Here is a 24,323-nt window from a genome sequence, read left to right as displayed (position 1 = left end):
CAACGCATGGATATCAAACGCACCGTCCTATGGGTCATCTTCTTCGTGTCAGTTGTCCTGCTGTTCGACAACTGGCAACGCGACCATGGGCGCCCGTCGATGTTCTTCCCGAGCGCGACGCAACCGGCGAAGACCGCCAGCAACCCGGCACCGGGCTCGGCCGCATCCGGCGCGCAGCCGTCCGAACTGCCGAACGCGCCCGCGGGCACGGCCGCTCCCGGATCGACGACGCCGCCCGCCACGGCGCAATCGCAGCTCGTCAAGTTCACGACGGACGTGTATTCCGGTGAAATCGACACGCGCGGCGGCACACTCTCGAAGCTTTCGCTGGTCAAGGAAGGCGACGGCAAGCAGCCGGACCTTTACATCACGCTGTTCGATCACACCGCGAACCACACGTATCTCGCGCGCACGGGCCTGCTCGGCGGCGATTTCCCGAATCACAACGACATCTTCACGCCCGTTCCCGGCCAGACTTCGCTGACGGGCGACGAAAAGACGCTGAAGATCGCGTTCGAATCGCCCGCGAAGGGTGGCGTGAAGGTCATCAAGACCTACACGTTCACGCGCGGCAGCTATGTGATCAACGTCGATACGAAGATCGAGAACGTCGGCACCGCGCCGGTCACGCCGAAGCTCTACATGGAGCTCGTGCGCGACAACACGCCGGTCGAGACGCCGCGCTTCTCGCATACCTTCATCGGGCCGGCGGTCTACACGGATCAGAAGCACTTCCAGAAGATCGACTTCTCCGACATCGACAAGAACAAGGCAACGTTCGAGACCTCGTCGGATAACGGCTGGATCGCGATGGTGCAGCACTATTTCGCGTCCGCGTGGATTCCGCAGCAAGGCGTGAAGCGCGACATCTACGTGCAGAAGATCGACCCGGACCTGTACCGCGTCGGCGTGACGATGCCCGCGCAGACCATCGCGCCGGGACAGACCGTGAACGTCGATGCGCGTCTCTTCGCCGGTCCGGAAGAAGAGCGCATGCTCGAAGGCATCGCGCCGGGTCTGGAGCTGGTGAAGGATTACGGCATGGTGACGATCATCGCCAAACCGCTCTTCTGGCTGCTCGAGAAGATTCACAGCTATGTCGGCAACTGGGGCTGGGCGATCGTGCTGCTCACGCTGCTCATCAAGGCCGTGTTCTTCCCGCTGTCGGCGGCGAGCTACAAGTCGATGGCGCGCATGAAGGAAATCACGCCGCGCATGCAGCAGATCCGCGAGCGCTTCAAGAGCGATCCGCAGAAGATGAACGCCGAACTGATGTCGCTGTACAAGACCGAGAAGGTCAATCCGTTCGGCGGCTGTCTGCCGGTCGTCGTGCAGATTCCGGTGTTCATCTCGCTGTACTGGGTGCTGCTGTCGTCGGTGGAAATGCGCGGCGCGCCGTGGATCGGCTGGATTCACGATCTGTCGCAGCAAGACCCGTATTTCATCCTGCCGGTGCTGATGGCCGTCTCGATGTTCCTGCAGACGAAGCTGAACCCCACGCCGCCGGACCCCGTTCAGGCCAAGATGATGATGTTCATGCCGATCGCGTTCTCGGTCATGTTCTTCTTCTTCCCGGCCGGTCTCGTGCTGTACTACGTGGTGAACAACGTGCTGTCGATCGCGCAGCAGTACTACATCACGCGCATGATGGGAAAGAGTAAGAAGGCGGCGTAAGCGCTGCGTCTGCCTCTGATGCGAAAACGCCCGGCTCTGGCCGGGCGTTTTGTTTTGGTGGAGTGGGAATTTACCGCTTCATCGATCCGTAGAACTGCTCGACGAGCTCCTCGAGCAAGTATCGATGATGCGGCGACAGCGCTTCGATCTTCGTCGCCAGTTCGAGCGTCTCCTCGGACGCGGGATATTGCTCGTCGCGCGCAAGCGGCTTCGGCGTGACCTGCGGATTGCCGCTCGGCGGCGGCCCGTAGTGCAGCCAGTGCTGGTCGACCTTGAACCAGTCGGCGAGCGTCTTCAGCTTGTCGGCGGTCGGGATCGAACGCGCGGTGAGCCACTTGTGCGCCGTCTGCGGCGAAACGGACTCGCCTTGATAGCGCAGGTTGAAGTGCAATGCGAGATCAGTCGCTCCGCGCATCTTTTCGGGTGCGCGGGTCATCGAGAATTTGAGCCGCTCGGAGAAATCGGCCTTTTCTTGTGGTGTAGGCATGGGCTGGATTGTGCGAGGCAATCGCTGCTTACCAGTCAACCAATTGCGCTACTTTTGGCGCGAGGCTGCGCCTCTTTATCTTGATTAAGTGTTGTTGTTGATTGCCGTTTGGCAGCGAGCTTGCATCATATCGCCAATCGCTGCGCGGCTTGCGTTCTTCAATGCACGAAGTTTCGCTTTCCGTTTCGTTGGGATCCTCTATCTCAAAAAAGATAATTCATACGGGACGCTTCCGACAGCGCTGGACAAAGGGAATCAGACGCCGCGATACAATGCCCGCACTTTGAAACCATCACATTGCGCATCGACATGCTGAGCAACGACACCGATCCAATCGTCGCAATCGCCACCGCACCGGGGCGTGGCGGGATCGGCGTCGTGCGGCTGTCGTTCGGTCGCGCAGGCGAGGCCGCCGCGCAAAAGGCGATGCACGCGTTGTGCGGCCAGGCGCTCGCGCCGCGTCATGCGAGCTACGTGCCGTTTAGCGACGGCAACGGCGAAGCGCTCGACCGCGGCATCGCGCTCTATTTCCCCGCGCCCAACTCCTACACCGGCGAGCATGTGCTGGAGTTGCAAGGACACGGCGGCCCGATCGTGCTGCAACTCGTCCTGCAACGGGCGATCGAAGCCGGCCGCGATTTCGGCCTGCGGCTCGCCGAGCCGGGTGAATTCACGCGACGCGCGTTTCTCAACGACAAGCTCGATCTGGCGCAGGCGGAGGCCGTCGCCGATCTGATCGAAGCGAGCACCGAAGCCGCCGCGCGCTCGGCCGGGCGTTCGCTGGAAGGCGCGTTCTCGCGCGAGATCCATGCGCTGGTCGAAGACGTGATTACGCTGCGCATGCTCGTCGAAGCGACGCTGGATTTTCCCGAGGAAGAGATCGACTTTCTCGAAGCCGCGGACGCGCGCGGGAAGCTCGCGCGCATCCGCGAGCGGCTCGACACGGTTCTCGCCGACGCGCGTCAGGGCGCGCTTTTGCGCGAGGGTTTGTCGGTCGTGCTCGCGGGCCAGCCGAACGTGGGCAAGTCGTCGCTGCTGAATGCGCTCGCGGGCGCGGAACTGGCGATCGTCACGCCGATTGCCGGAACGACGCGCGACAAGGTCGCGCAGACGATTCAGGTCGAAGGCATTCCGCTGCACATCATCGACACGGCGGGGCTGCGCGAGACGCAGGACGAGGTGGAGCGCATTGGCATCGAGCGCACGTGGGGCGAAATCGAGCGCGCTGATGTCGTGCTGCATCTGCTCGATGCGCGCGAAGGCGTGACGCCGGAAGATCAGGCCATCGCGGCGCGCTTTCCGGCTGGCGTGCCCGTCGTGCGAGTGATGAACAAGACAGACCTCGCGGGCGCGCCGTCATCTGTGCGCGATGCGGAAGGTCACGCGCGCGAAGTCAATCTGTCGGCGAAAACCGGCGATGGCATTTCGCTGCTGCGCGACGAGCTGCTGAAGATCGCGGGCTGGCAAGCGGGCGCAGAGAGCGTGTATCTCGCCCGCGAGCGTCATCTGATCGCGCTGCGCGAGGCGCGGGAACATCTCGCGCTCGCCGCCGGACATGCCGATCAACAGTCGCAAGTGCTCGATCTTTTCGCGGAAGAACTGCGGCTCGCGCAAGACGATCTCAACGCGATCACGGGCGAATTCACTTCCGATGACTTGCTCGGCGTGATTTTCAGCCGCTTCTGCATCGGAAAGTAGACGTCCAAATAACTACGCGCCCGCCGGTTTGCCGAGCTCGCGCAATTCCACGCTGAGCTTTTCGCTTTCTTCCGGCCGTCCGTGAAACGCGGCAGGCGTGTTCTGGAACATCTCGATCCGGTACACGCCATCGCAAAGCGACAGCACCATCGTCTGAACCGCGTTCAGACTCGGCTCGAGCGCCGTCGCGCCGCGCGGCCACATGCCCGCGACGGCACGCAGCAGCAACGTCTGCCCGTTCGCCATGCGCCTCACCTCGCGCACCTTCGCGACGAAACGCGGCGTCGGATGCTGGGCGAAAATCGGCTGAAGATGCGCCTCGATGCAGGCGCGCCCGTCGATGGCGCTGCCGTCGAAACCGACAAGACTGCCGCGCTCCGTGAAGCGCGCCGCCATCGCGGCCGCGTCCTGCCTGTTCCAGTCGTCGAGCAGGCCGAAATACACGCGCCGCGCGCTTGCGGTCCAATCGTCCGGCTGACTCATGCTGCTTTTTTCCATGCCGCGGCGAAAATGCCCGCGCCCATCAGGAGCGCGCCGCCGGTGCGGTTCACCGCGCGCTGCACGGAAGCCTTGCGGATCGCCTTGCGCGCGCCGGACGCGAGCAGCGCGTAGGCGAACGCGTTGGCGGCCGCCAGTCCGACGAAGGTTGCTTCGAGAATCGCGATCTGCGACACGCTCGCCGCGTGGGGATCGACGAATTGCGGCACGAACGCGACGAAGAAAATGATGCTCTTCGGGTTCAACGTCGTGACGGCGTACGCGTGGGCCATGATTCGGCTCGTGCGCAGTTCGCCGGTAGTCTGGACCGCGTCCGTATCGACCACCGGCGCGCGCCAAAGCTTGATGCCGAGGTACACGAGATACGCCGCGCCGATCCACTTCACGACCATGAACAATTCAGCCGATGCCGCCAGCACCACGCCGAGGCCGAGCATCGATGCGGTCATCGCGGTAAGGTCGCCGAGCGCGACGCCGATGGTCGTCGCGAATGCGTACTTGCGGCCGTGGCCGAGCGCGTAGGACACGACGAGCAGCACGGTCGGGCCGGGAATCGCGACGAGGATCGCCGACGCGATCGCGAACGGCAGCCATTGGGCAAGGGTCATGCTTGATCTCCAGAGTTCGATGCGTCGATTTATCCATGAACGCCGAACGCTTGCAATAGGCCGATTGGCCATCTTGACGCGCGCAGAGCGCATCGGTCGTTATGTGTTGGATCAGTCTCACGGGCGTCTAATGCAACGCACCACGCGCGCGCGGGAGGCAAATTGTCGCAGTCCTTCCGGCATACGAGCGAGCTTTCATTTCTTTTCGCGCTTCGTTTTCGCGATTTTTAACTGGATTTCAATCGCCGCTTCACTTGAAAAGCGCCTGCGACATTCTGACGTGTTGCGGTCGCACATAACATATGCTTGCAAGTTTGCCTCGCTCAACTAGCATGAGTTTTGCGGTCAGCCGCTTTTAAATACATAGCTAATTTCGAAACGGTTTCGTTTGGAGGCCATACATGAAAAGACGCGTCGGTATTCTCTTCGCGATGATGGGTTTGTTTGCAACCGTTTCCGCAGCGCAAGCCCAGGACGGCGTTATTCAGCCTCAGCAGACGTTCACTTTCAGGCCAAACTCGTATGGCTGCTTATCCAAGGACAAGTTCGATTCGGCCGATCAACACGCGAAAGCCGGCGAGCATCAGAAGATGCAGCAGTTCTTCGAGGGTTTCGAATGCATTTCGACTCCGGTCGATTCGCATTTTCGCGTGATTCGCGTGGTGGGCCATGACATCGAATTCGTCAACGCCTCAAATAGCGACACGCAAGGTATGTGGACCGCGGATCGTTTCATCGATCAATAAGCGGTTTCTCGCAAAATATCCAGCCGACAATCCGGCGCGATTATTGAATTGCGCCGGAAGCGGGATTTATCCGTGAATTAATCGTCGGCAACAGGCCATCGATCCATTCCGCCGCGATCGAAGCACGATCGTGCGCGTCGGCGTCTTCCAAATTTCCTTCGATTCCCCGCACAATGTCGGTTTCGCGCGCAAACGCTCGCGCCATCTCGACAATTCTTTTCCGCTGGCCGAAAGACCGGCGTCCGATGCTGAATGGCTCTAAAATCCACGATCTACAAGGCAGACCTGCAAATTGCCGACATGGATCGCCACTACTACGGCGATCATTCCCTGACCATTGCGCGCCATCCCTCGGAGACGGACGAACGGATGATGGTGCGCGTCGCCGCGTTCGGCATGTTCGCCGACGAGCGTCTCGAATTCTGCAAAGGCTTGTCCGACACGGATGAGCCCGATCTGTGGCAAAAGGATCTCACCGGGCAGATCCAGACGTGGATCGAAGTCGGCCAGCCGGACGAACGGCGCATCTCGAAGGCGAGTGGCCGCTCGGAGCGCGTGATCGTGATCGCGTATGCGGGAAAGACCGCGGATATCTGGTGGAACGGCGTGAAGGGCAAGGTCGAACGGTTGCAGAACGTGACGGTCTGGTCGCTCGCGGATGGCATCGCAGAAGCGCTCGGCAAGCTGGCCGAACGGACGATGCGTTTGCAGATGATGGTGCAGGACGGCGACGTCACGCTAGGCAGCGAGACTGCCGACGCCGTCGCGATCCGCTGGAACGTTCTGAAGGACGGCGCGGCCTGAACATCAGACGTCGGGCCGACCTTTGAACTCGATCATGTTGCCTTCCGGATCGAAGAAATAGAGCGACGGGCCGAAGCCTTTGGCGCCGTATCGTCGCGCCTCTTCACCGATGCGCGCGCCATGCTTTTCGAGATGCGCGCGTAACGTGTCGGCATCGAACGGTTCGACGCGCACGCACAGATGATCCATATTGCGACCCGCGCCGGGCTGACCGCTCTCCGGCCGATCGATTTTCGCGCCGACTGCCAGCAGATCGATCAGCGAACGGCCCGCGCGCATCTGCACGAGGCCGATATCGCGCTGCTCCTTCTCGACGGGACAACCTAATACGACGCGATAGAAGTCCACCATGCGGTCGAGATCGGCGCAGCGGATGACGACGTGGTCGATTTCGCGGATTTCGAAGTGCATGCGGGCCTCGCATGTTTTGTATGGCGATCAGTTTAGCCGGTTGGGGAAGTGCAGATGGGTGCAGAAATGGGAAAGGGCCTGGGGTTTAAGCCAGGCCCTCTGGATTCGTGGTGGAGAGGAGGAGGATCGAACTCCCGACCTTCGCATTGCGAATACGAACAACTTGATGTTCCTTGAGATGGATCCAGATTGATTTAATTCCGTAAAGTATTGTATTTAAACGATTTTTAGTTACCCACTCTTCCGTTGATGTTGATCGAAATACCTTCATTGCCGCATAATTTGGTTACATGGCGGTTACATGGCGGTTACATGGCATCGCCGGCTTACGAGCGAGGAGGCTAGATGGCGAAGGTAAATTTCACGGCGGCGCGGGTTGAAGCACATCGCTGCGAACAGGGTAAATCGCAGTCTTTTCTCTGGGACAGCAAGACTCCCGGACTTGGCTTGAGAGCCACGACTGGGGGAGCGAAGTCTTACATTTTCCAGGGGAAGATCCATGGCTCGACCGTGCGAATTACGATCGGAGATCCGCGGAGCTGGACGATCGACCAGGCTCAGGAGCGGGCGCGTAGTCTCCAGACTCTTATTGATAGCGGCGTTGATCCGCGCGAACAAGAAGCGGAGCAGAAGGCCGCACACGAAGCCCGGCAGGCAGCGAAGCGCCGTCAGGACGTAACCGTCGGCGAAGCGTGGGAGCACTACTTGGAGCATTTGCGAACAAAGATCTCGCCCAAAACGAAAAAACCTCGTTCCGAGAGATACATCCTGGACCACGTCAACCTTTCGTCGCCAGGCGGAGGTATTGCAAAACGCGGGGGCAAAGAGAAAGTTCGTGGGCCATTGGCTCCGCTCATGCCGCTCAAATTGACCGAGATAACGGCAGCAACTATGTCCCAGTGGCTTGAGGGAGAAATACCTCGTGGGTCAACAAATGCCGGGCATGCATTCGGTCTCTTCAAAGCGTTCATTCGGTGGTGCGACGCCCACGAGACGTACTCAGGCATTATTTCGCACGACGCCTATGCTTCGCCAAAGGTCAAAGGCATTCTCCCTCGCAGCACCGCGAAGGACGACTGCCTCCAGCGCGAGCAGCTGTCTGTTTGGTTTAGCGCAGTACGTGCCATCGCAAATCCGGTCATTAGCGCATACCTACAAGGTCTTCTGATCACAGGAGCCCGTCGGGAAGAGCTAGCCGCGTTGCGCTGGGAGGACGTCGACTTCCGGTGGAGAAGCCTGACAATGAACGATAAGATCGAAGGTACCGGCGGTCGGACTATTCCGCTCACTCCTTACTTAGCGAGTCTATTGTCGAACCTTCAACGACTAAACGAAATACCTCCTGTCACGGGGCGGCACTATGGAGCCATTCTGAGGGCGGCGTAAAGGCGCCACCTGATGGGCGGCGTAATGGCGCCACCCTAAGTGCGGCGTATTGGAGCCACTCGAGGGGCGGCGCATAGGAGCCAGCAGCATCGGGGCGAGAACGCGATTCGAACTTTCCAAGTCGGTACTCTCCGTTCTATTTGAGCGGGGCGTCCATGGCCAATCGGAGGTTCGAATTGTTCGAGTACCGCCAAGTCCTTGTCCGCATGCGGCAGGGCGATTCCGACCGCGACATCGCGCGCGGCGGCTTGATGGGACGCAAGAAGTTGACGACCGTGCGCCGGGAAGCCGAGGGGCTCGGATGGCTGGATCCGACACAGCCGTTGCCGGATGACGCCACGATCGCTGGCGTTTTCGGTCGCTCGCCGCACTTGCCGCACACCTGCGTGTCGACGGCAGAGCCGTTCCGTGAACAGATCCGCGACTGGTCGGCTGCGGGCGTCCAGGGCACCACCATCCACGCCGCCCTTCAACGCAATCACGGCTACACGGGCAGCTATGACGCCGTGAAGCGCATGCTGCGTCGTCTGGGTGCCGAGCGCAAGCCGGGGACCACGACGACGATCCTAGAGTTTCCTCCGTCGGACGCGGCGCAAGTCGACTTCGGCGCCGGCCCAGTGCTCACACATGAATCCGGCCTTCCGCTCAAGACGTGGATCTTTGTGATGACGCTTTGCTGGTCGCGTCACCAGTACGCCGAGATCGTGCTCGACCAGACGGTAGAGACGTGGCTGGCCTGCCATCGGCGCGCCTTCGAATGGTTCGGCGGCTGTCCCGGCCGGATCATCATCGATAACGCGAAGTGCGCGATCGTCAAGGCGTGCCGATATGAGCCTGCAGTCCAGCGATCCTATGCCGCGCTTGCTGAGGGATATGGATTCCGGATCGACGCATGTCCGCCGCACGACCCTGCTAAAAAAGGAATTGTTGAATCTGGAGTCAAATACGTAAAAAAATCCTTCGTACCGCTACGCGAGTTCAGGGATCTGGCCGATGCGAACCGGCAATTGCGCGACTGGGTCACGCAGCAGGCCGGCACCCGCGTGCACGGCACGACCCGCGACCTCCCGCTTGCGCGCTTTGCCATCGAACGCCCGCTGCTTGCACGCCTGCCTGACGTGCCGCCGGTGCTGGCCGTGTGGAGCGAGGTCAAGGTGCATACGGACGGCCACATCGTCTACAAGAACGCGCTGTACTCGGTGCCGTTCACGCTTGTTGGCAAGCAGCTGTGGTTGAAGGTCACCGATACCGTGGTACAGGTGTTCCACCGGCATGAACTCGTTGCGACGCATCCGCGACTACGCAAGCCTGGTGATCGGCATACGGTGCGGGATCACCAGCCGCCCGAGGCGCAGGCGTGGCTTGAGCGCGATCCGCAGTGGTGTCTGGCCCAAGCTAGAGAGATTGGGCCAGCCTGCCTTGCAGTGATCCTCGCGATGTTCAACGACAAGGTGCTCGTGAACCTGCGCGGCGCGCAGGGTCTCGTCCGTCTACGCGAGAAGTACGGCGACGCGCGCCTGAACGCCGCCTGCGAGCGCGCACTCACGTTCTCCAGCCCGAAGTATCGCACCGTTAAGGTCATTCTCGACAAGGGACTGGACGGCCAGCCAGCAGCGACGGCACAGGCGACGGAACCGGCCGACACCTACGTGAACGGTGGCCGCTTCGGCCGCGATCTCCAGTCCTTTCTACTGCATTGAACGCCATGAATCCAAGTCCCGAACTGAATATCATCCTCAGGCAGTTGCGACTGTCTGGCATCCTGGACTCCCTCGAACAGCGCAATCGGGAGGCCATCGATGGGCAAATCGCCTACACCGAGTTTCTTGCCATGCTGCTGCATGACGAAGTCGCACGACGTGCGCAGAAGAAGCTCGGCGCGCGTCTTGCCCGCGCCGGCTTTGCGATGGGCAAGACGCTCGAGACCTTCGACTTCGACCGACTGCCTAAACTAAACCGTTCGCACCTTCACGACCTTGCGACGGGCCGATACATCGACGAGAAGGTCTGCGTTCTGATGGTCGGCCAGACAGGCGTCGGCAAGTCGCATTTAGCGCAGGCGCTCGGGCACTGTGCCGCGCGCCAAGGTCGCGATGTGCTGTTTATCAACCAGACCGATCTGCTCAAGAAGCTGCATGCGGCGCGCGCCACGGATCTATACGAACGTAAGTTTCAGCAGTTCGTGCGTGTGCCACTGCTGATCGTTGACGACTTTGCGCTCAAGCCGCTTCGTGCACCCCACGATGAGGACTTTCACGACCTGATCGCTGCAAGGTACGAGCGCGCAGCCTCGATCTTGACTTCCAATTTGGACTTCAGCGAATGGGGCGACGCCTTCCCCGACAACCGCGTTCTTGGAGCTGCAACGCTCGATCGCCTGCGCCACGGCGCCTATCGTGTCGTCATCGAGGGCGAGAGCTTCCGCAAGCCCAAACCGATGCCCGACAACGGCGAAAATGCGGTTGCCAAAAACGGCAAAAAACCGCAATCTTGAAACCGTTCGAATCCGCGTTTTACCCCGCTTCTGCTGGCGCCATTACGCCGCCCATCCCCGGCGCCATTACGCCGCCCCGTGACACCTCCCAACAAGCGCCAGGTTGCGCGTCTTGCACAAAAAGGCGAGCAGTGGGGGCCGTCCGAGTGGGTCTTCGCTAGCAAGACATCTTCGGATGGGAAGATTGCAGAACCGCGTCATGCGCATAACCGCGCATTGACGCCGACAGGTTTGCCACACCTGTCGCTCCACGGCCTGCGCCGATCGTTCGGCACGCTGTCAGAGTGGGTCGAGGTTCCTGTCGGCGTTGTTGCACAAATTCAAGGGCACAAGCCGTCCGCGATCGCCGAAAAGCACTATCGACGTCGCCCCCTTGATCTGCTGCGGATGTGGCATGACAAGATCGAAACGTGGATGCTTGAGCAAGCGCAGATCGAGTCTGAGCCGAGAAATCGAAGCAACACAGATTAGCCAGCCCACCCACGGCTTGCGGTAGCTCCAACGTTAACGCGACGACGGATGGTATCGAAGTCGTTCAAAACGTCATTGCTCATTCATGCTACGTACCGTTGGTTTGAACTCCACCCGTTGCAGCTTGCAGAAGACGGATTCACACGGCCCCTTCGGGTCATGCGGAAGCAAAAGGACGCCGCATTGGCTCGCTCGATCTTCCAAGATGAAGAAGGGAGGATCGAACTCCCGACCGCAATATACCGACGGTTCGCCGCGCCGGGAACACAGAGTTGCCCCCAAAAATGCCCCCAACTTCGACTCGCTAGAAAGGCCTTCGCGGATAGGCGTGATGCACGCAAAAACTATGCCTCTCGACCTATCCAACGGAGAATCAATCAAGCTTGTCGTTCAGGCCCAGTTCCCGCAGTGCAGTCCTTACTTCCTCAATTTGCTGCTGAGACACGCCTCCGCTAGGTTCGACCTTCACCTCTAGCCTCAACGATAACCCTCCACTAGTAGCGAACTTCGCAAGGACCCGCGTGTAGAAGTTCATCCATTTTTGCGCCGGAATATCACCAGACCAAGTAAAGCGTGTCGCGGCGGGCTGAGAAGCAGGCGGCAGGACAATTTCTGATCCCTGCTGCGGAGTCGGTGGATCAGATGGTGCATGGTCTCCGCTTGTGGATTTCGTCTCCGATGGCGACGGCGCAGACTCCTCCTTCCCCTGCAGCGCTTTCGAGTAATCGATGGCAGCTTCTCTCCCGACTACATACGTCTCGTCGGAGATTTCAATATCATCTACAGACAGCGACCTCTCAAATATAAAGGGCTGATATTTTCCCTCGGGCGCCTTGCCTACATAGGCGAGTAACCCTGCCTCTACACCGCGGGATATCGTCTCCTTGATAGTGTCAGCATTGATCAGACGAGGAAACACCGGAGAGGCATAGAACATGTCCCTTATCGAGCGCGTGCTCCACTCCCTGAAGGCTGGCGACCAGTTGCGCACCAAGAAATTTGGACTGATTCCTGACTGAATTTCGTCCGCCTGCTTTAGGTGGTTCAACACAAGCTGAACAAGCGTCTCAGCAGCACTGCTGTGTACAAGTCCCAAGTCTAGCTGACGCAGTGTGTTGTCCTTTCCCAAGAACACAACGTTCTTGTAAGTACGCCAAACAGATTCGCGCAAATCACGCTGTGCTTTGCGAACATTATCGGCGAGCTGCCCCCTCTGACCTTCATCAATGTTGATAGTGGGAAGCTCCTCGCTGATTTCCTCCCAAGCAAGAAGACGTTTTGCGTCGTCATTTAGCTGAGAAGTGGACTGCGCGACAGAGAACAGCAGCGCGCTCTTGAATGTCCGCCCGGCTGTGCCGCTTTCGTTTACCAGTCCCTCGATAAACGATCGCGTCGGCTTCTCGTCCTCAAGTGTTCGCTCGGGCCCAACGACGACCAATGTAAGCACGGGCCGGTCCGGTATTTGATTGCTTCTCTCAGGAAAAAAGACCCGCTCCACCAACGCTGTGCCAGAGAACACACGCTGGACCTCGTTGCGCACGCGCTCCGCAATTAGGTCGGCCCTGATGTTAGCGCGCCTATCAGCGTATCTTTTGTTGAGATTTTCTTTGAAGCTAAAGTGATACCTGTTCCGTTCGACGGTTAGGTAGTAGCACGCATCTGCGAGCGTCTCCAACGCAGTCTCAATGTTGCCAATGTCCATTCCGGGCTCAGCCACGTCAAGTCGAACCTCCGGAACAGATGCTTCAGCTTTGGAAATACCCCCATTTGACTCGAAGAAAATGGCCGTCGCGACCTTGCGGTGAAGACGCCACTTCTTAAACTCCTCTGTAGAGTCGTTATCCAATCGGACTGCATGGCTATCCTTCTTCCCAGCGATGTCCGTACCGACCGCAGCTTCGAGGCGATGCTCGCCAAGCTGCTCAAAAAGAGCGGCTCGGAACTGAGAATCATCAAGAGGAGCAGAGCCAAGACCAATCAATGCGTCGCGATGCGCACCCCTGAAGCCTGCCTGGTATGCCTTTGCCACCCACAATGCGAGCAAACGAAGGACGCCGCGAGTCTGCTGGAAGCGAGGAAGTGCTTGCCACTTGCGCTCGAATACAGACAGGACTGTAGGATGAAATGGATAGGTTGCAGCGTAGGCCTCCCTTGACGCGTCAGCCGGGAACCAGTCCGGGACCTGATGCTTATGGTCACGAACCCAATCACCGAATTCATTGCACGTCGCGTAGGCATCGCGATTAAGCAGGACGCGCCCATCTGGGCTGAGCTGTGCTTCATCCCATTCAAATAGGCGACGGCGAATAATCTCCGAAGTCTCAGACTCAGCAGACATCATCACTGCCTTGCCCACTCGATCAAGGAGTTTCTTCAGACGGTCATAGTCAGAGAAATCCTCCGCGGTCATCTCGAGCTCAGAAGCAGGAATTGAGACCGCTAGGACGGCATTGTCTCGGCCACGCATCTCCTCCGATAAATTCTGAAGAAAATTGTAAAGTTGTGCCGCGAGGCCACTTCTGCGACTGCGACTGACGAAGTTCATCAACTCGTCCATCACGATAAGAACGGGCTGATTTTGCGGAAGGAATTTTCGGATGACATCCCCCCCTGGAGCAATGCCCTGCGCTTCATGTTCGCTGACAATCGCTAGGGCATCCGCACCGCCTAGTTGGTACGCCAGCTCGCCCCAAGGCGTCCTGCGCAAAGGTGTACCATCATCCCCTCCGCGCCCGCTGATAGGATCAAATTCCGTACCAACGAAGACAGCGACCTTTGCCTCAGGCACGGACCTAACCCCAGCTAATTCCGTCAGACGGCGCACACCTTGCCACTCCAGCGCCGCCTGTCCGTTGCGCGCAAGATGGTAAAGCAGCAAGAGCGAATGGGTTTTGCCGCCACCAAACTGCGTCGTCATGTTGAAGACAGCCGAAGTCTCCGTCTTGATGCCGGAAAGCCGGCGCAGGACTTCAGCTGCCAAGCCAGTAAGACTTTTGGTCAGGTAAGTGCGTTCAAAAAAGCGCGCGGGGTTCTGGTACACGTCAGGTGCACGCTTGTCGCGGACTTGATCCAGGTGAACCGCGAACTCAGACGCGTCTAGCGGACGATCTTCCCGCAGGTCCTCCCTAGGCGTGACCACCTTGTACCAAGGCTTGATTGCCATTTAATTCACCTCAATCAGTTGTTCGCAGCTCGACGGCGCGGAATCCGGAATAAAAGGACGTTCTGTGGAACACTTGTTCTGCAAGCCAAATTCGTTTGTGTCAGAAGCCAAGTCCCTTTTTGCGTGCCAACACGCCGTCCACCCATCGCTTTTCTTCTGTGCCGTCCGGATAAAGAGCGGACATCGCCTGACCAAGTGCCCAGAACTCTGGGGAATGGCCAACCCGCATTTCAACGATAAAGCGACGAAGCGCATCTGAGCGCCCCGAACCAAAGAGAATCATCGCTTGATGAAGCTTATTTAGTGCGGTGGAGCCCGGTTCCCCTAGTCCGTCTGGCAGATCAACGTCGCCCATCACCTCCTCAATACCAAAGAGGCCCAGTTGCTTCGACTTTGCCTTGGGACGTTGCTCCAGTGAGGACTTACCAAAAAGTCCTACGGCGCGTTCGGAAACGGAGAGAAGCCGTGCCTTGTCACCCTTTACCTCAACGAGGTCAGTCATCCCGTCAAGGTCCACCCCGAGGCCTTGCGCAAGCTTACGTGCGGCGTCAAACGGGAGCCCGAAGCCCTTTGAAGAGACCTTGATCGACACGGCATCACCATCGACGCTATCCAACTCGTCGTAGTCCTCGTCGCCCTGCTCACCGGACTCCGCTACGTCCGAGCTCGCGCCAGATGTCGTTGCGCCGGCAGCCACAGTCCATAGCCACACTGCCGTAAGTCTGGCGTCGGGCTCTAATGCGCCCGAGTCGGCCCCTTTAAAAATCAATTCGAGGGCTTCGCGCGATACGGTTGACCAGATTAGCTCCAAAAACTCCGATAGTGCGACCACGTCACCATTTGCTTTTTCGACACGCTCATAGCGCGAAAAAAGTTCGAGAGCGGGACCTAAGCACGCGAAGATAGCATCCGCCCCAACGATGCCTTCCTTTGCAAGACGCGGCATCCAAGCATGAATCCGTTTGGGCAAAGCGCCAGTAATTTCTCGCCACTCACCTACTACATATTCAGGAGTGTGCTGCCTCGGTCTACACACGAGGTGAATCGACGATGAAAGTGCGCGCTGCCGATTTGCGAGCATTCGGCCAGCCTTCTCGGTATCAATGGGCCATGACGCGGTTATGACCCAGTCTGCGTCCAGCAATGAACGCAAAAGAGCCTCCCATCCGTCAGTTGACGCGTGCGCGAACACGACGATACCGATACCGTTCTCGACCAGTTCTTGCCGGGCCACCTTCAGGCTGGCAGTGATCTTCTCTTGAAAATGTTCGCGCGTCTTCTGGATAGCCTTGGCACCCGAGTGAGGAAGATTCTGAATCGCCTCGTCCTTCTTGGGTGTCGCTGACTCTGTGAGCAGTGCAGGGTATAAATCAAATAACGATCGCTTCAGCCAAACATAGTAGAAGTCGGACAATTCCGCATATGGAATTGCAAAATAATAAGGGGGATCACAGGCTAATACGTTAACCGAATTGTTCGGAAGGATCTGGGAATCCGCTGAGCGTTGATAGACATTTCCAGATGGAATGTTCGAAATCGCAAGATTGTCGACAACCGCTTGCATTCGGGCGAACTGATACTCCAAGCCGCCAACAAGCTTCGACATAATTGGAGATGCCTCAGCGTAATTGGCTCGCATTGGAATTGACGAGCTCTGAATGAATACGGAAATCAGGCCGTCTGACAAGTATGTCGACACCGACGAGTTGTACTGAGCAAGATTGCTTACGGCGAGTGCAAGCAACGTTGTAACCGCACGCTTAAGGTCAAGTTCGTCGGAAAGATTTTCGCTAGCAGAGTAGTCTTTCACCAGACCATTTAGCGTCGAAAGTGCCAGCAATTGCCGCGCATTAAAGAGATCTTTCCATTGCCGGAAGCCATATTGCAATACGTTCAGTCGACGCGGCTCTGCCTCGCTCAGGTATTCAGTTGGAACCAAGGTCGCTTCACCATATTGGTCGATCCGTTTGGTCAATAGCATCGCGGCGTGTTCAAACGCGCGCTGGTCTTCCTCGGTCGGGTCGCGATAGAACTTAGCATCGCTCGACCTCTCGACAACCGCATAGAGTTGCGCACCAAGCTCGCCGTTCCGAGCACGCGAGCGATAAGTCTCGGGCTTCATGGTGAAGGTACAGCGTGGACAGGTGATCGAACCTGTACGGACCGTTCCCTTGCCACCACTTCCTGGCTTTCCCTGACGCACATAGGTGCGGATAGTTGCGCCCGAAACGTCTAAAGACACATAGACACCCTTGCGCTTCGCAATGGCCAAATCCGTCAACAAAGGAATTACCGCCCCGCAGCCGGGACCGGCGCAAGTCAACGTTCGCGCCCACAAATAGGCGACGACCTCCCGCGTACTGTCTGACGCGGGGTAGAACTCTCGCAAGCTTCTCTTGGCCTCGCGCAGAAGACTCTCGGAGGCCTTCTTAAATTCTTGTGCCAGACGATCTCCATATTGCGGAATATCGTGAAGCGTCGACTGATTTAGAAGAACCGGCAGGGGATTCAGGTCGCTCGCAATGGAGCTCGCTCCGAGCCGTGCCGCTTCCAGCGGTATCGCCCCGCCACCGGCAAACGGATCGACTACAACAGGAGTGGAGCCCCTCTCATTGCCAAGGGCCACGTGTGCTTCGCTCACGATTTCTCGAATGAACGACAAGATTCGCGGATCTCTGCCAGCGTCGAAATCACAGAAGTCCACGATGAGCGAAAGCAAGGCGTCTCGAAGGAGGATACGGTCGTCGAGGTACTTGCTCGGCTGGACGCCGCGCGTCAGTTCCAAGGTCTCTCGGCTGAGCAGGTTGAGATTCTGTTCGATCCACGGCGCAATACTTTTCGCGCAGTACTCGACGAACCACTCAGGACAGTCTTCGTCGGCCGGGTCAGGTACAAGCGCTGCACAAAGAACGGCGCGGCACGCCGCCAAAGGACGTCTTGCCCACCACATATGAAGCGAGGAAATGTGACCGTCTTTTCTGCCCTTGTCGCTACGCGCATGACTTGAAATACGACGAATCGGAAGGTCGACTTCAATCAGCCGCTTAAGTTGGTTCTGCATGGTTATATCTTATTTCGCGGCCTGAATTATCGCGTTTGGTTTGACTTGGTACTGCTCGATGCGAACTACTGCTTCCCAGTCCATCTGGATCGCTGGGTCCCTCACTATCTTGATCTCGGGCTCTTTACCGCAGTTGAAAACGACGTATAGCCAGTAGTCTTGACGCAAGCGCTGAGCTGTTCGGTACTCGTTGGACGAGAGCGCAACCTCTCCGATACCCGCTCGTCCCTTCACCTCAATGAATCGAACCTCCAGTGCAGAGGCAGGGTCGTCTGGATGCGGACGCCGCGAGATCAGGTCAAATCCGCGATTTTCGCTTTCTACGCTCTCTACCACCCACCCGCGGGCACGCTCCATCGAAATGACGGCATCGATGGCGATGCGCTCGATCTCATCGTCTCGAACGAATGGCGCCATCCCCGGCGCAGTGCGATCCGGATGCGGCAATATCCAGCCGACGCCAATGCGACGGATATCGCTGATCGTACAGTGTCGCTCTTGGGAAAGCTCGACCCTCCGGCGCTCCAGCCGGGAGTTGAGCTCTTCTAGCTTGTCTTCTGTCAGCTTTATATTCGCGGCAACCGGGGAATCCATTTCACCGGCAGCTTGCTGCACATGCAGCTCGGCCATGCGCATATTCTGTCGATGGATGAGTTCGTTGAGGCTGATTTCCATATGTCGCGAGATGGTCTCAATCTCTTTCGTCCGCTGACCCTTGATCTCCCCCAGGAAAGGTTGAAGGGCCTCCTGGACGAGGAAGCGCTCTGCTGCTTGCTGATTAGCCACATCTATGTCCGGCGTGGCAGTGCCCTTTGGGGCAGGTACAACGTCAAGCAAGAATGTGGGCTGCTTAATTTCCGTTTGTCCATCCAGACTCTGCACAACGATGAACAGTCGTTTATGTAGTTCGTTCCCTCGACCGTCTCGGATCGAGGACGAGAAAACGCTGAACCGGGCCGGAACCGCGCGATTCATGTCGAAGAAAATAGCGCCACGTGCAAGATCCTCGCGGACGTGCTCCTGCAGATCCTCCCTCACCACTTCGAAAAGCGGATGCCCGGGTGTTACCCAGTCGGCTGTCGGGTCTCTCTTGAGTTTGTCTTTGTCGAAGACGATTTGCTTATACTCCCGCCCCAATCGCCCAAAGCGAGGCTCCAAGCGTTCGCCGATTGCCCAAAGGTGTCTCGGCAACCGCCCGACTCGAAATGTGGCCCGGTCACGATGCGGCTCGCTGACTGTTAAACCAGTGACCGGTGCAGCCTGGATAAAAAAATCCTGGATGACTTCGGGCACTAATCGCCGCTCTCGCGCTTCCGTCGACTTACCGAGAATGGCCGACAGGTTCAACTCCTTTTTTGCCAATCCCTCGAGAGTCGAAGCGGTAATGCCGCGAAAACGCTCAATATCGACCTCTTCGACTATGCGCTGCTTAATGAGCTCCTCGGTCATATTGTTGTGCGCGTACAAGTCGCGCAACATGCGCTCTAGCTGATTCGCGGGAAACAAATCTCCAAGGACATTGAACACTTTGCCAGTCTGATTCGGATCGAGATCCAGTTCGATCTGTTCGATGCGCTCGAACAGCTTTTGCATCACACGACCTTCCCGTGTGTTAGTGGTGACGAAGTTAAAGATGAGGCAGTCTTTCTCCTGCCCGTATCTGTGAATACGGCCCATACGCTGTTCCAAGCGAATCGGGTTCCAAGGTATGTCGTAGTTGATCATTACCCAGCAGAACTGCAGGTTAATACCCTCTCCCGCTGCTTCAGTCGCAACTAAAACTTGGCACGTTTCCCGAAACTCTCGCTCCGCGTAGATACGAGTTCCAGGGGTGTCTCTGTCGCCAATTTTCATACCACCATGGATCTGCGTGACTGACAATTCCCATTCGCGGAGCTTGCCCAAGGGACGGCCATCTCGCCCGTCACCAGCAAGAAAGTCAAGTGTGTCTTTGTGCTCGGTGAAGATGAGCAGCTTCATCGTTGGGTCGGCAAACACCCCCTTTTCCTTCAGCAACCCCTTCAGGTGCCGAACCTTCACCTCCTGCTCTTTACTCTCCAGACCTTTCGCCTGGCGGATTAGAGCGGACAAGTCCGAGATTTCCTCGCGCAAGTGCTCCGGATTGAACGATGCCACCGTCTCTTCAAGGCTTGAGAGCACCTCCTGCTGCTCATCCTCAGGCAACTCATCGAAGTCGTCAGGAAGACGTCTCGAGATCTGCTCTTGCCTATACCTTTCAGGATTTTCAAGAATACGCTCGCGCTTCTCCGACATCCGCTCAAGGCTGCGCCGAACAGCGTATGTGCTCGAAGCGAACCGGCGCTGCAGCATTGCCATGGTGAAACCTACCGCGCGACCACGAGCGCTGTCGTCACGAGCAGCTCGAATTGATTGGTTTTCGACGTATCGGGTCAGCTGATCGTAAAGATCAAATTCGTCGTCGCCAATCGCAAATTCACTGGTCTTGACGATACGGCGAGTGAATAGAGCCTTCACTTGACCCGTTTCAGGGTCAGGGAAGGTCACTAGCGCTTCTTTTACCCGTCTCAGATAGAAGGGTGCTTCTTTCTCAGCCAAGGCTGCATCAAGGCTACTGATGTCCCCGTAGACATCCTTATCCAGCAGAGACAGAAACAGGCAGAAGCTCTCAGCATCTCCTTTGTGAGGCGTCGCCGTCATCAAGAGGAAATGGTCAGTCATCTGCGATAGTTGCTCTCCGAGTTGAAACGCCAAGGTCTTCTTGTCCGAACTACGTGCAGACATTTTGTGGGCCTCGTCAACGATGATGAGATCCCAGTGGCTGCGCAGAAGGGAGTCACGCGCGTCTTCAATCCGTGAAACCCACGACACGGAAGTGATAACTTGGTTTTTTTCTTGCCAAGGATTGTTGCCGTAATTCGCTCTCAGGACGTCGCTGCGAACGACCTCGAATTGCTCACGGAACTTATCCTTGAGCTCGCGCTGCCATTGAAATGACAGATTCGCGGGCGTAACGATGAGCGTGCGCTTGACCAATCCACGAATTTTCAGCTCTTTGATGAGGAGCCCGGCCATGATGGTCTTGCCGGCACCGGGGTCGTCCGCAAGAAGAAAGCGAATACGGGGAAGCCGCAAAAAGTAGTCGTAGACAGCCTCGAGCTGATGCGGAAGGGGGTCTACACGAGCGATCGAGAGTGAGAAATATGGATCGTACTCGTATGCAAGTCCGAGTCGCATCGCTTCAATACCAAGCCGAAACCGCGTAGGATCGCCGTCGAACGGCTCTGTCTCTGGGCTTGCGACCAATGTCTCCAGCTGCTCCTCGGTCAATATCGGATCATACGACCTCTCCGAGCGCAACCCTTTGCCGAACATCTTAAGAGACGTGCCGAACTCCTGCACCAGTATCACCTGCACAGGTTCAGGAAAAAGCGGGCCCGAAACTACAGCGCCTGCTTTGAGCTCTGATTTCTTCACTTCACTCCCCGGTCTTGTGGCGAACTTCCGCGCCCGTAGTTTTGCTGTCGACGAGCCGTACGCCCTTGAGTTCACAATACTGAAGCACTAGATACTCCAGCATGTTCGAGAGTGTCCGGTGCTCCTTTGCCGCTGCAAGGCGGAGCAGCTCCTTTACCTCAGACGACATCCGCAAGTTGATAGCAGTAGTTTTGCGCTCGTTCATGTTGCGCCCAGCGTCCGCACAATGTCTTTACAATGTGCCGAAATGTATCGTCAATCGAGGTGGTTGTAAATCAACTTGTGCCGATCCCGCAAAAGCAATCGATGCGGACCCACAATCCTGTTCCCCCAAGTCCTGCGGAAAGTCAAATTCGTCAAAGCAGGAAATCCTGAGTTGGCTTTCACGACTTCGGTTTCAAACGCTTGAGCCGTTGAATTGCGAAAAGGCAGGGCAGCGCTTAGTCAATGCTCACCACTCAACAAAAGCAACGCGAAGAAGAACGTGAACTTTCAGGCATTTTCGAAAGAATCTTAGAAAATTTCACCCACATATCACCCGAACGAGCATGCACCGGTATGCCTAGGCAACGCCCGTTGCCCGAACCTACATGAGGCTGATATGAACCACTCCCTGTCCTGTCCCCGTTGTAACTCGACGCGCATCGCAACGCGCGACTATGCCCGCAAAGCTGGTGGTGCCATGGGCGCCGCAGCTGGCGCTGCCGGTAGCGCAGTTGCCGCGCTTGGTGGCGCAGAAGCTGGTGCCACCCTAGGTCTGATCGCTGGTCCCGTAGGGTCGATCTTCGGTGGTCTGGCCGGTGCGCTCATGGGAGCACTTTTCGGAGGAGCGGCAGGCTGTGCTGCCGGTTCCGCTGTCGGAGAGCAGATCGACACCCATGTTCTCGACAACTACGAATGTCTTGAGTGTGGTCACGCGTTCAGCAAGTCGCGCACGTCCTGACGCCCGCATACTTTATCGCTTCCATCTTCCCGCTCAATGCCTGCGGCCCTTCGGGGCCGCAGGCATTTTTGCTTTCAGTCTCTTCCATCCATTTAAGAAGGAAACCATCATGCATTTGGTTCAAACCATGGCCTATGTAGGCGAAACGCCGTGGCACGGCTTGGGCACCCCCCTCGCAGCAAACCAGCCGCTCGAGGTCTGGGCTCGCGCTGCGGGCATGGACTGGTGCATCGAAGAAGCCGAAGTGCGGTTCGTTTCCGGCACGGCAGGCTCTTCGCTCGGCTCGATCCACGCCTTTCCCGAGCAGAAAGTGCTGTATCGCTCGGACACGAAGGCTCCCCTTTCCGTTGTCTCCCGCCGATTCCAGGTGGTACAACCGGCTGAGATTATCGAATTCTATCGAGACCTTACCGAGGCGGGCGGCTACGAATTGGAGACCGCTGGAGTTCTGCGCGATGGCAAAAAACTTTGGGCTCTGGCCCGTACTGGCCAGAACGCTACGCTCAAGAGCCGCGACCGCGTGAATGGCTATTTACTCCTTGCAACGGCATGTGACGGCAGCCTTGCAACGACGGCCCAGTTCACTAGCGTACGCGTGGTCTGCAACAACACGCTAGCAATTGCGCTTGGCGATAGCAATGGAGCCGTCAAGGTGCCGCACCGCAGCCAGTTCGATGCGCAGGCCGTGAAACGCCAGCTCGGCATCGCCATCTCTTCCTGGGATGGGTTTATGGTCCGCATGAAGGCATTGTCGGAATGCAAGGTCAACGATGCCGCAGCCGAAACCTTCTTCCGCCGCGTGCTGACCTACCCGACCACCAGCGCCAGTTCGCCCGTCGCGGCGACCAACGATAGCGCGATCAAAGCCGTTCAGGAGCTGTTCGCTGGTCGGGGCAAGGGGGCGCATATGGCCTCTGCTGCGGGCACGGCTTGGGGGCTGCTCAATAGCGTGACCGAATACGTGGATCACGCGCGTCGCGCACGCAGCGACGATCACCGCCGCGATGCCGCCTGGTTTGGAGCCGGCGCTGCTCTTAAGCAAAAGGCTTTCGAAGAAGCGATGAGGCTCGTCGCCTGAATGCATGAACCCTTTCCATCTATGCCCGGCCGGGTCTCCCCGCCGGGCATTTTCATTTGTGGAGGTCGAAATGGCTTTGCCTGAATCTAGTGCGCGTCAGCGTAGCCGCCCGGCACTGCGACTCGTAGAGACGAAAGACATGCCACGTGAGGACTGGCTGGAAGTTAGGAAATCAGGGATTGGTGGCAGTGACGCCGCCGCCGCTGTCGGGCTAAGTCCGTATCAGTCGATGCTGGAACTCTGGCTTGTAAAGACGGGGCGCGACGCGAACCTGCCGAAGCCAGATCCGGACGATACGACGGAGCCCGTGTATTGGGGAACGATTTTGGAGCCCATCGTGGCCGCGTCGTACACCAAGCAGACGGGCAACCGTGTGCGACGCGTCAACGCGGTTCTCCAGCATCCCACTGTCCCATGGATGCTTGCAAATGTAGATCGAGAAGTCTTGGGAAACCGCGACGTGCAACTGCTCGAATGTAAGACAGCCGGTGAGTTCGGTACGCGGCTCTGGCGCGATGGGGTACCGGAATACGTGACCCTTCAGGTTCAACATCAACTGGCCGTGTCCGGCAAGCAGGCGGCCGATGTAGCTGTGCTGCTTTGCGGCCAGAAGCTAGACGTGCATCGCATCGAGCGCGACGACGCATTGATTGCCCGGCTAATCGAACTGGAAGCGGCATTCTGGCGGTATGTGGAAGCCGACACCCCGCCGCCTGCCGACGGTTCGGAATCGGCGGATCGCTCGCTGCGCTGCCTGTATCCGGGCACAGGCGGCACGGTTGATTTCACAGATGACCGTCGCCTGTCGTCAGCCTTCGCTGATCTGGTCGCTGTTCGCGCCGAGATTGAATCCCGCCAGAGCCTCGAAGCCCAACTCAAACAGATCATCCAGCAGTCAATGGGCGAGGCCGACCGGGCACATTTCGAGACCGGCTCCGTGTCGTTCAAACGCAGCAGGGACGGCTCTGGCGTCGATCTGAAGCGTCTGCTCGCCGATCACCCCGAGGTCGCCACGCGGTACGCCATCACGAAGCCGGGTTCACGCCGGTTTCTCGTCTCTACCTGATTCGTTGCCCCATTCCCACTATTATCTACAGGAGCATTGTCATGCTGAAGGGCTTGAGCATTACGCCGCCCGTGGTCGGGCGGATTTCAATCGGGCGCGTCGTCGAGAAGAACGGCAAGCGTCTGCCCGAGAAGGATGATCAATTCACACTCACCACGCAGGTGCAGCAGCGCGGCGAATGGATGCTGCACCCGCTCAACGAAACGCTGCGCAAGGCGACGTCGGGCAAACTACGAGCCATCCCCGTGCGGTTCCTCTTCAACGATCCCGACCTGAACC

General features: G+C 58.1%; 18 protein-coding genes and 1 pseudogene. 11 read left to right on the top strand and 8 right to left on the bottom strand.

Annotation, left to right across the window (positions count from 1 at the left end; genetic code table 11):
* The first annotated feature begins 6 nt into the window (after positions 1-6).
* Positions 7-1,674, top strand: a complete 1,668-nt coding sequence (gene yidC, locus BG60_RS03530; RefSeq protein WP_008352228.1) for a membrane protein insertase YidC — start codon at positions 7-9, stop codon at positions 1,672-1,674.
* 70 nt (positions 1,675-1,744) lie between these two features.
* On the opposite strand, the gene BG60_RS03525 is transcribed toward yidC, so the two are convergent.
* The gene (locus BG60_RS03525; protein ID WP_034470291.1) at positions 1,745-2,161 is read right to left on the bottom strand and encodes a transcriptional regulator; all 417 of its coding nucleotides are present in this window, start codon (positions 2,159-2,161) and stop codon (positions 1,745-1,747) included.
* A 309-nt stretch (positions 2,162-2,470) separates the two neighbouring features.
* Between BG60_RS03525 and mnmE the strand changes: the two genes are divergently transcribed.
* Positions 2,471-3,859 (top strand): tRNA uridine-5-carboxymethylaminomethyl(34) synthesis GTPase MnmE, encoded by a 1,389-nt coding sequence (gene mnmE, locus BG60_RS03520; RefSeq protein ID WP_008352230.1) that lies wholly within the window; start codon positions 2,471-2,473, stop codon positions 3,857-3,859.
* 12 nt (positions 3,860-3,871) lie between these two features.
* Here the strand turns inward: mnmE and BG60_RS03515 are convergent, their stop codons facing one another.
* Together BG60_RS03515 and BG60_RS03510 are read right to left on the bottom strand one after the other, a co-directional pair.
* Positions 3,872-4,342: an SgcJ/EcaC family oxidoreductase gene (locus tag BG60_RS03515; protein ID WP_008352231.1), complete on the bottom strand. Its 471-nt coding sequence runs from the start codon at positions 4,340-4,342 to the stop codon at positions 3,872-3,874.
* Positions 4,339-4,965, bottom strand: a complete 627-nt coding sequence (locus BG60_RS03510; protein WP_008352232.1) for a LysE family translocator — start codon at positions 4,963-4,965, stop codon at positions 4,339-4,341. The genes BG60_RS03515 and BG60_RS03510 overlap by 4 nt, the downstream gene beginning before the upstream one ends.
* Positions 4,966-5,366: 401 nt before the next feature.
* Here BG60_RS03510 and sap1 point away from each other — a divergent pair, with 401 nt between their 5' ends.
* Both sap1 and BG60_RS03500 read left to right on the top strand, forming a co-directional pair.
* Positions 5,367-5,711 carry a surface attachment protein Sap1 gene (sap1, locus tag BG60_RS03505; RefSeq protein WP_008352233.1) on the top strand — a complete coding sequence of 115 codons (345 nt, stop codon included), beginning with the start codon at positions 5,367-5,369 and terminating at the stop codon, positions 5,709-5,711.
* 252 nt (positions 5,712-5,963) lie between these two features.
* Complete coding sequence (locus BG60_RS03500; RefSeq protein ID WP_033536561.1) at positions 5,964-6,515, top strand: YaeQ family protein; 552 nt, start codon at positions 5,964-5,966, stop codon at positions 6,513-6,515.
* Positions 6,516-6,518: 3 nt separating this feature from the next.
* Here the strand turns inward: BG60_RS03500 and BG60_RS03495 are convergent, their stop codons facing one another.
* Positions 6,519-6,926, bottom strand: coding sequence for a VOC family protein (locus BG60_RS03495; RefSeq protein ID WP_008352235.1), 408 nt, complete (start codon positions 6,924-6,926; stop codon positions 6,519-6,521).
* A 345-nt stretch (positions 6,927-7,271) separates the two neighbouring features.
* Between BG60_RS03495 and BG60_RS03485 the strand changes: the two genes are divergently transcribed.
* The 4 genes and pseudogenes from BG60_RS03485 to BG60_RS36735 all read left to right on the top strand — a co-directional run.
* A complete protein-coding gene (locus BG60_RS03485) occupies positions 7,272-8,312 on the top strand; it encodes an integrase family protein (RefSeq protein ID WP_051996403.1) in 1,041 nt (346 codons plus the stop codon).
* Positions 8,313-8,488: 176 nt separating this feature from the next.
* Complete coding sequence (istA, locus tag BG60_RS03480) at positions 8,489-10,012, top strand: IS21 family transposase (protein WP_200889179.1); 1,524 nt, start codon at positions 8,489-8,491, stop codon at positions 10,010-10,012.
* 5 nt (positions 10,013-10,017) lie between these two features.
* Positions 10,018-10,806: an IS21-like element helper ATPase IstB gene (istB, locus tag BG60_RS03475; RefSeq protein WP_008352246.1), complete on the top strand. Its 789-nt coding sequence runs from the start codon at positions 10,018-10,020 to the stop codon at positions 10,804-10,806.
* 81 nt (positions 10,807-10,887) lie between these two features.
* A pseudogene (locus BG60_RS36735) lies at positions 10,888-11,277 on the top strand (tyrosine-type recombinase/integrase); the annotation flags it as partial.
* Positions 11,278-11,650: 373 nt separating this feature from the next.
* On the opposite strand, the gene BG60_RS03470 reads toward BG60_RS36735, so the two are convergent.
* The 4 genes from BG60_RS03470 to BG60_RS40270 all read right to left on the bottom strand — a co-directional run bounded on the left by BG60_RS03470 (position 11,651) and on the right by BG60_RS40270 (position 21,126).
* On the bottom strand, positions 11,651-14,440 hold the full coding sequence (locus BG60_RS03470) for an ATP-binding protein (protein ID WP_008352254.1): 2,790 nt from the start codon (positions 14,438-14,440) through the stop codon (positions 11,651-11,653).
* A gap of 100 nt (positions 14,441-14,540) precedes the next feature.
* Positions 14,541-17,501, bottom strand: coding sequence for a DUF1156 domain-containing protein (locus BG60_RS03465; protein ID WP_008352255.1), 2,961 nt, complete (start codon positions 17,499-17,501; stop codon positions 14,541-14,543).
* A gap of 9 nt (positions 17,502-17,510) precedes the next feature.
* Complete coding sequence (locus tag BG60_RS03460; RefSeq protein ID WP_033536370.1) at positions 17,511-20,957, bottom strand: protein NO VEIN domain-containing protein; 3,447 nt, start codon at positions 20,955-20,957, stop codon at positions 17,511-17,513.
* A gap of 1 nt (position 20,958) precedes the next feature.
* Positions 20,959-21,126: a hypothetical protein gene (locus BG60_RS40270; RefSeq protein ID WP_326929443.1), complete on the bottom strand. Its 168-nt coding sequence runs from the start codon at positions 21,124-21,126 to the stop codon at positions 20,959-20,961.
* Positions 21,127-22,009: 883 nt separating this feature from the next.
* On the opposite strand from BG60_RS40270, the gene BG60_RS03450 reads away from it, so the two are divergent.
* From BG60_RS03450 to BG60_RS03440, 3 genes are all read left to right on the top strand, one after another.
* Positions 22,010-22,978, top strand: a complete 969-nt coding sequence (locus BG60_RS03450) for a DUF932 domain-containing protein (protein WP_008352262.1) — start codon at positions 22,010-22,012, stop codon at positions 22,976-22,978.
* Between the two features lie 70 nt (positions 22,979-23,048).
* On the top strand, positions 23,049-24,044 hold the full coding sequence (locus BG60_RS03445) for a YqaJ viral recombinase family nuclease (RefSeq protein ID WP_051996401.1): 996 nt from the start codon (positions 23,049-23,051) through the stop codon (positions 24,042-24,044).
* Positions 24,045-24,085: 41 nt separating this feature from the next.
* Positions 24,086-24,323: recombination directionality factor (locus tag BG60_RS03440; RefSeq protein WP_034470286.1), on the top strand; the 238-nt coding region annotated here is incomplete at its 3' end.

Origin of the sequence: Caballeronia zhejiangensis (assembly GCF_000698575.1) — a bacterium.
GTDB lineage: Bacteria > Pseudomonadota > Gammaproteobacteria > Burkholderiales > Burkholderiaceae > Caballeronia > Caballeronia zhejiangensis.
Note: the sequence above shows the minus strand (reverse complement) of the source record. Positions and strands in the feature narration are given on the sequence as shown.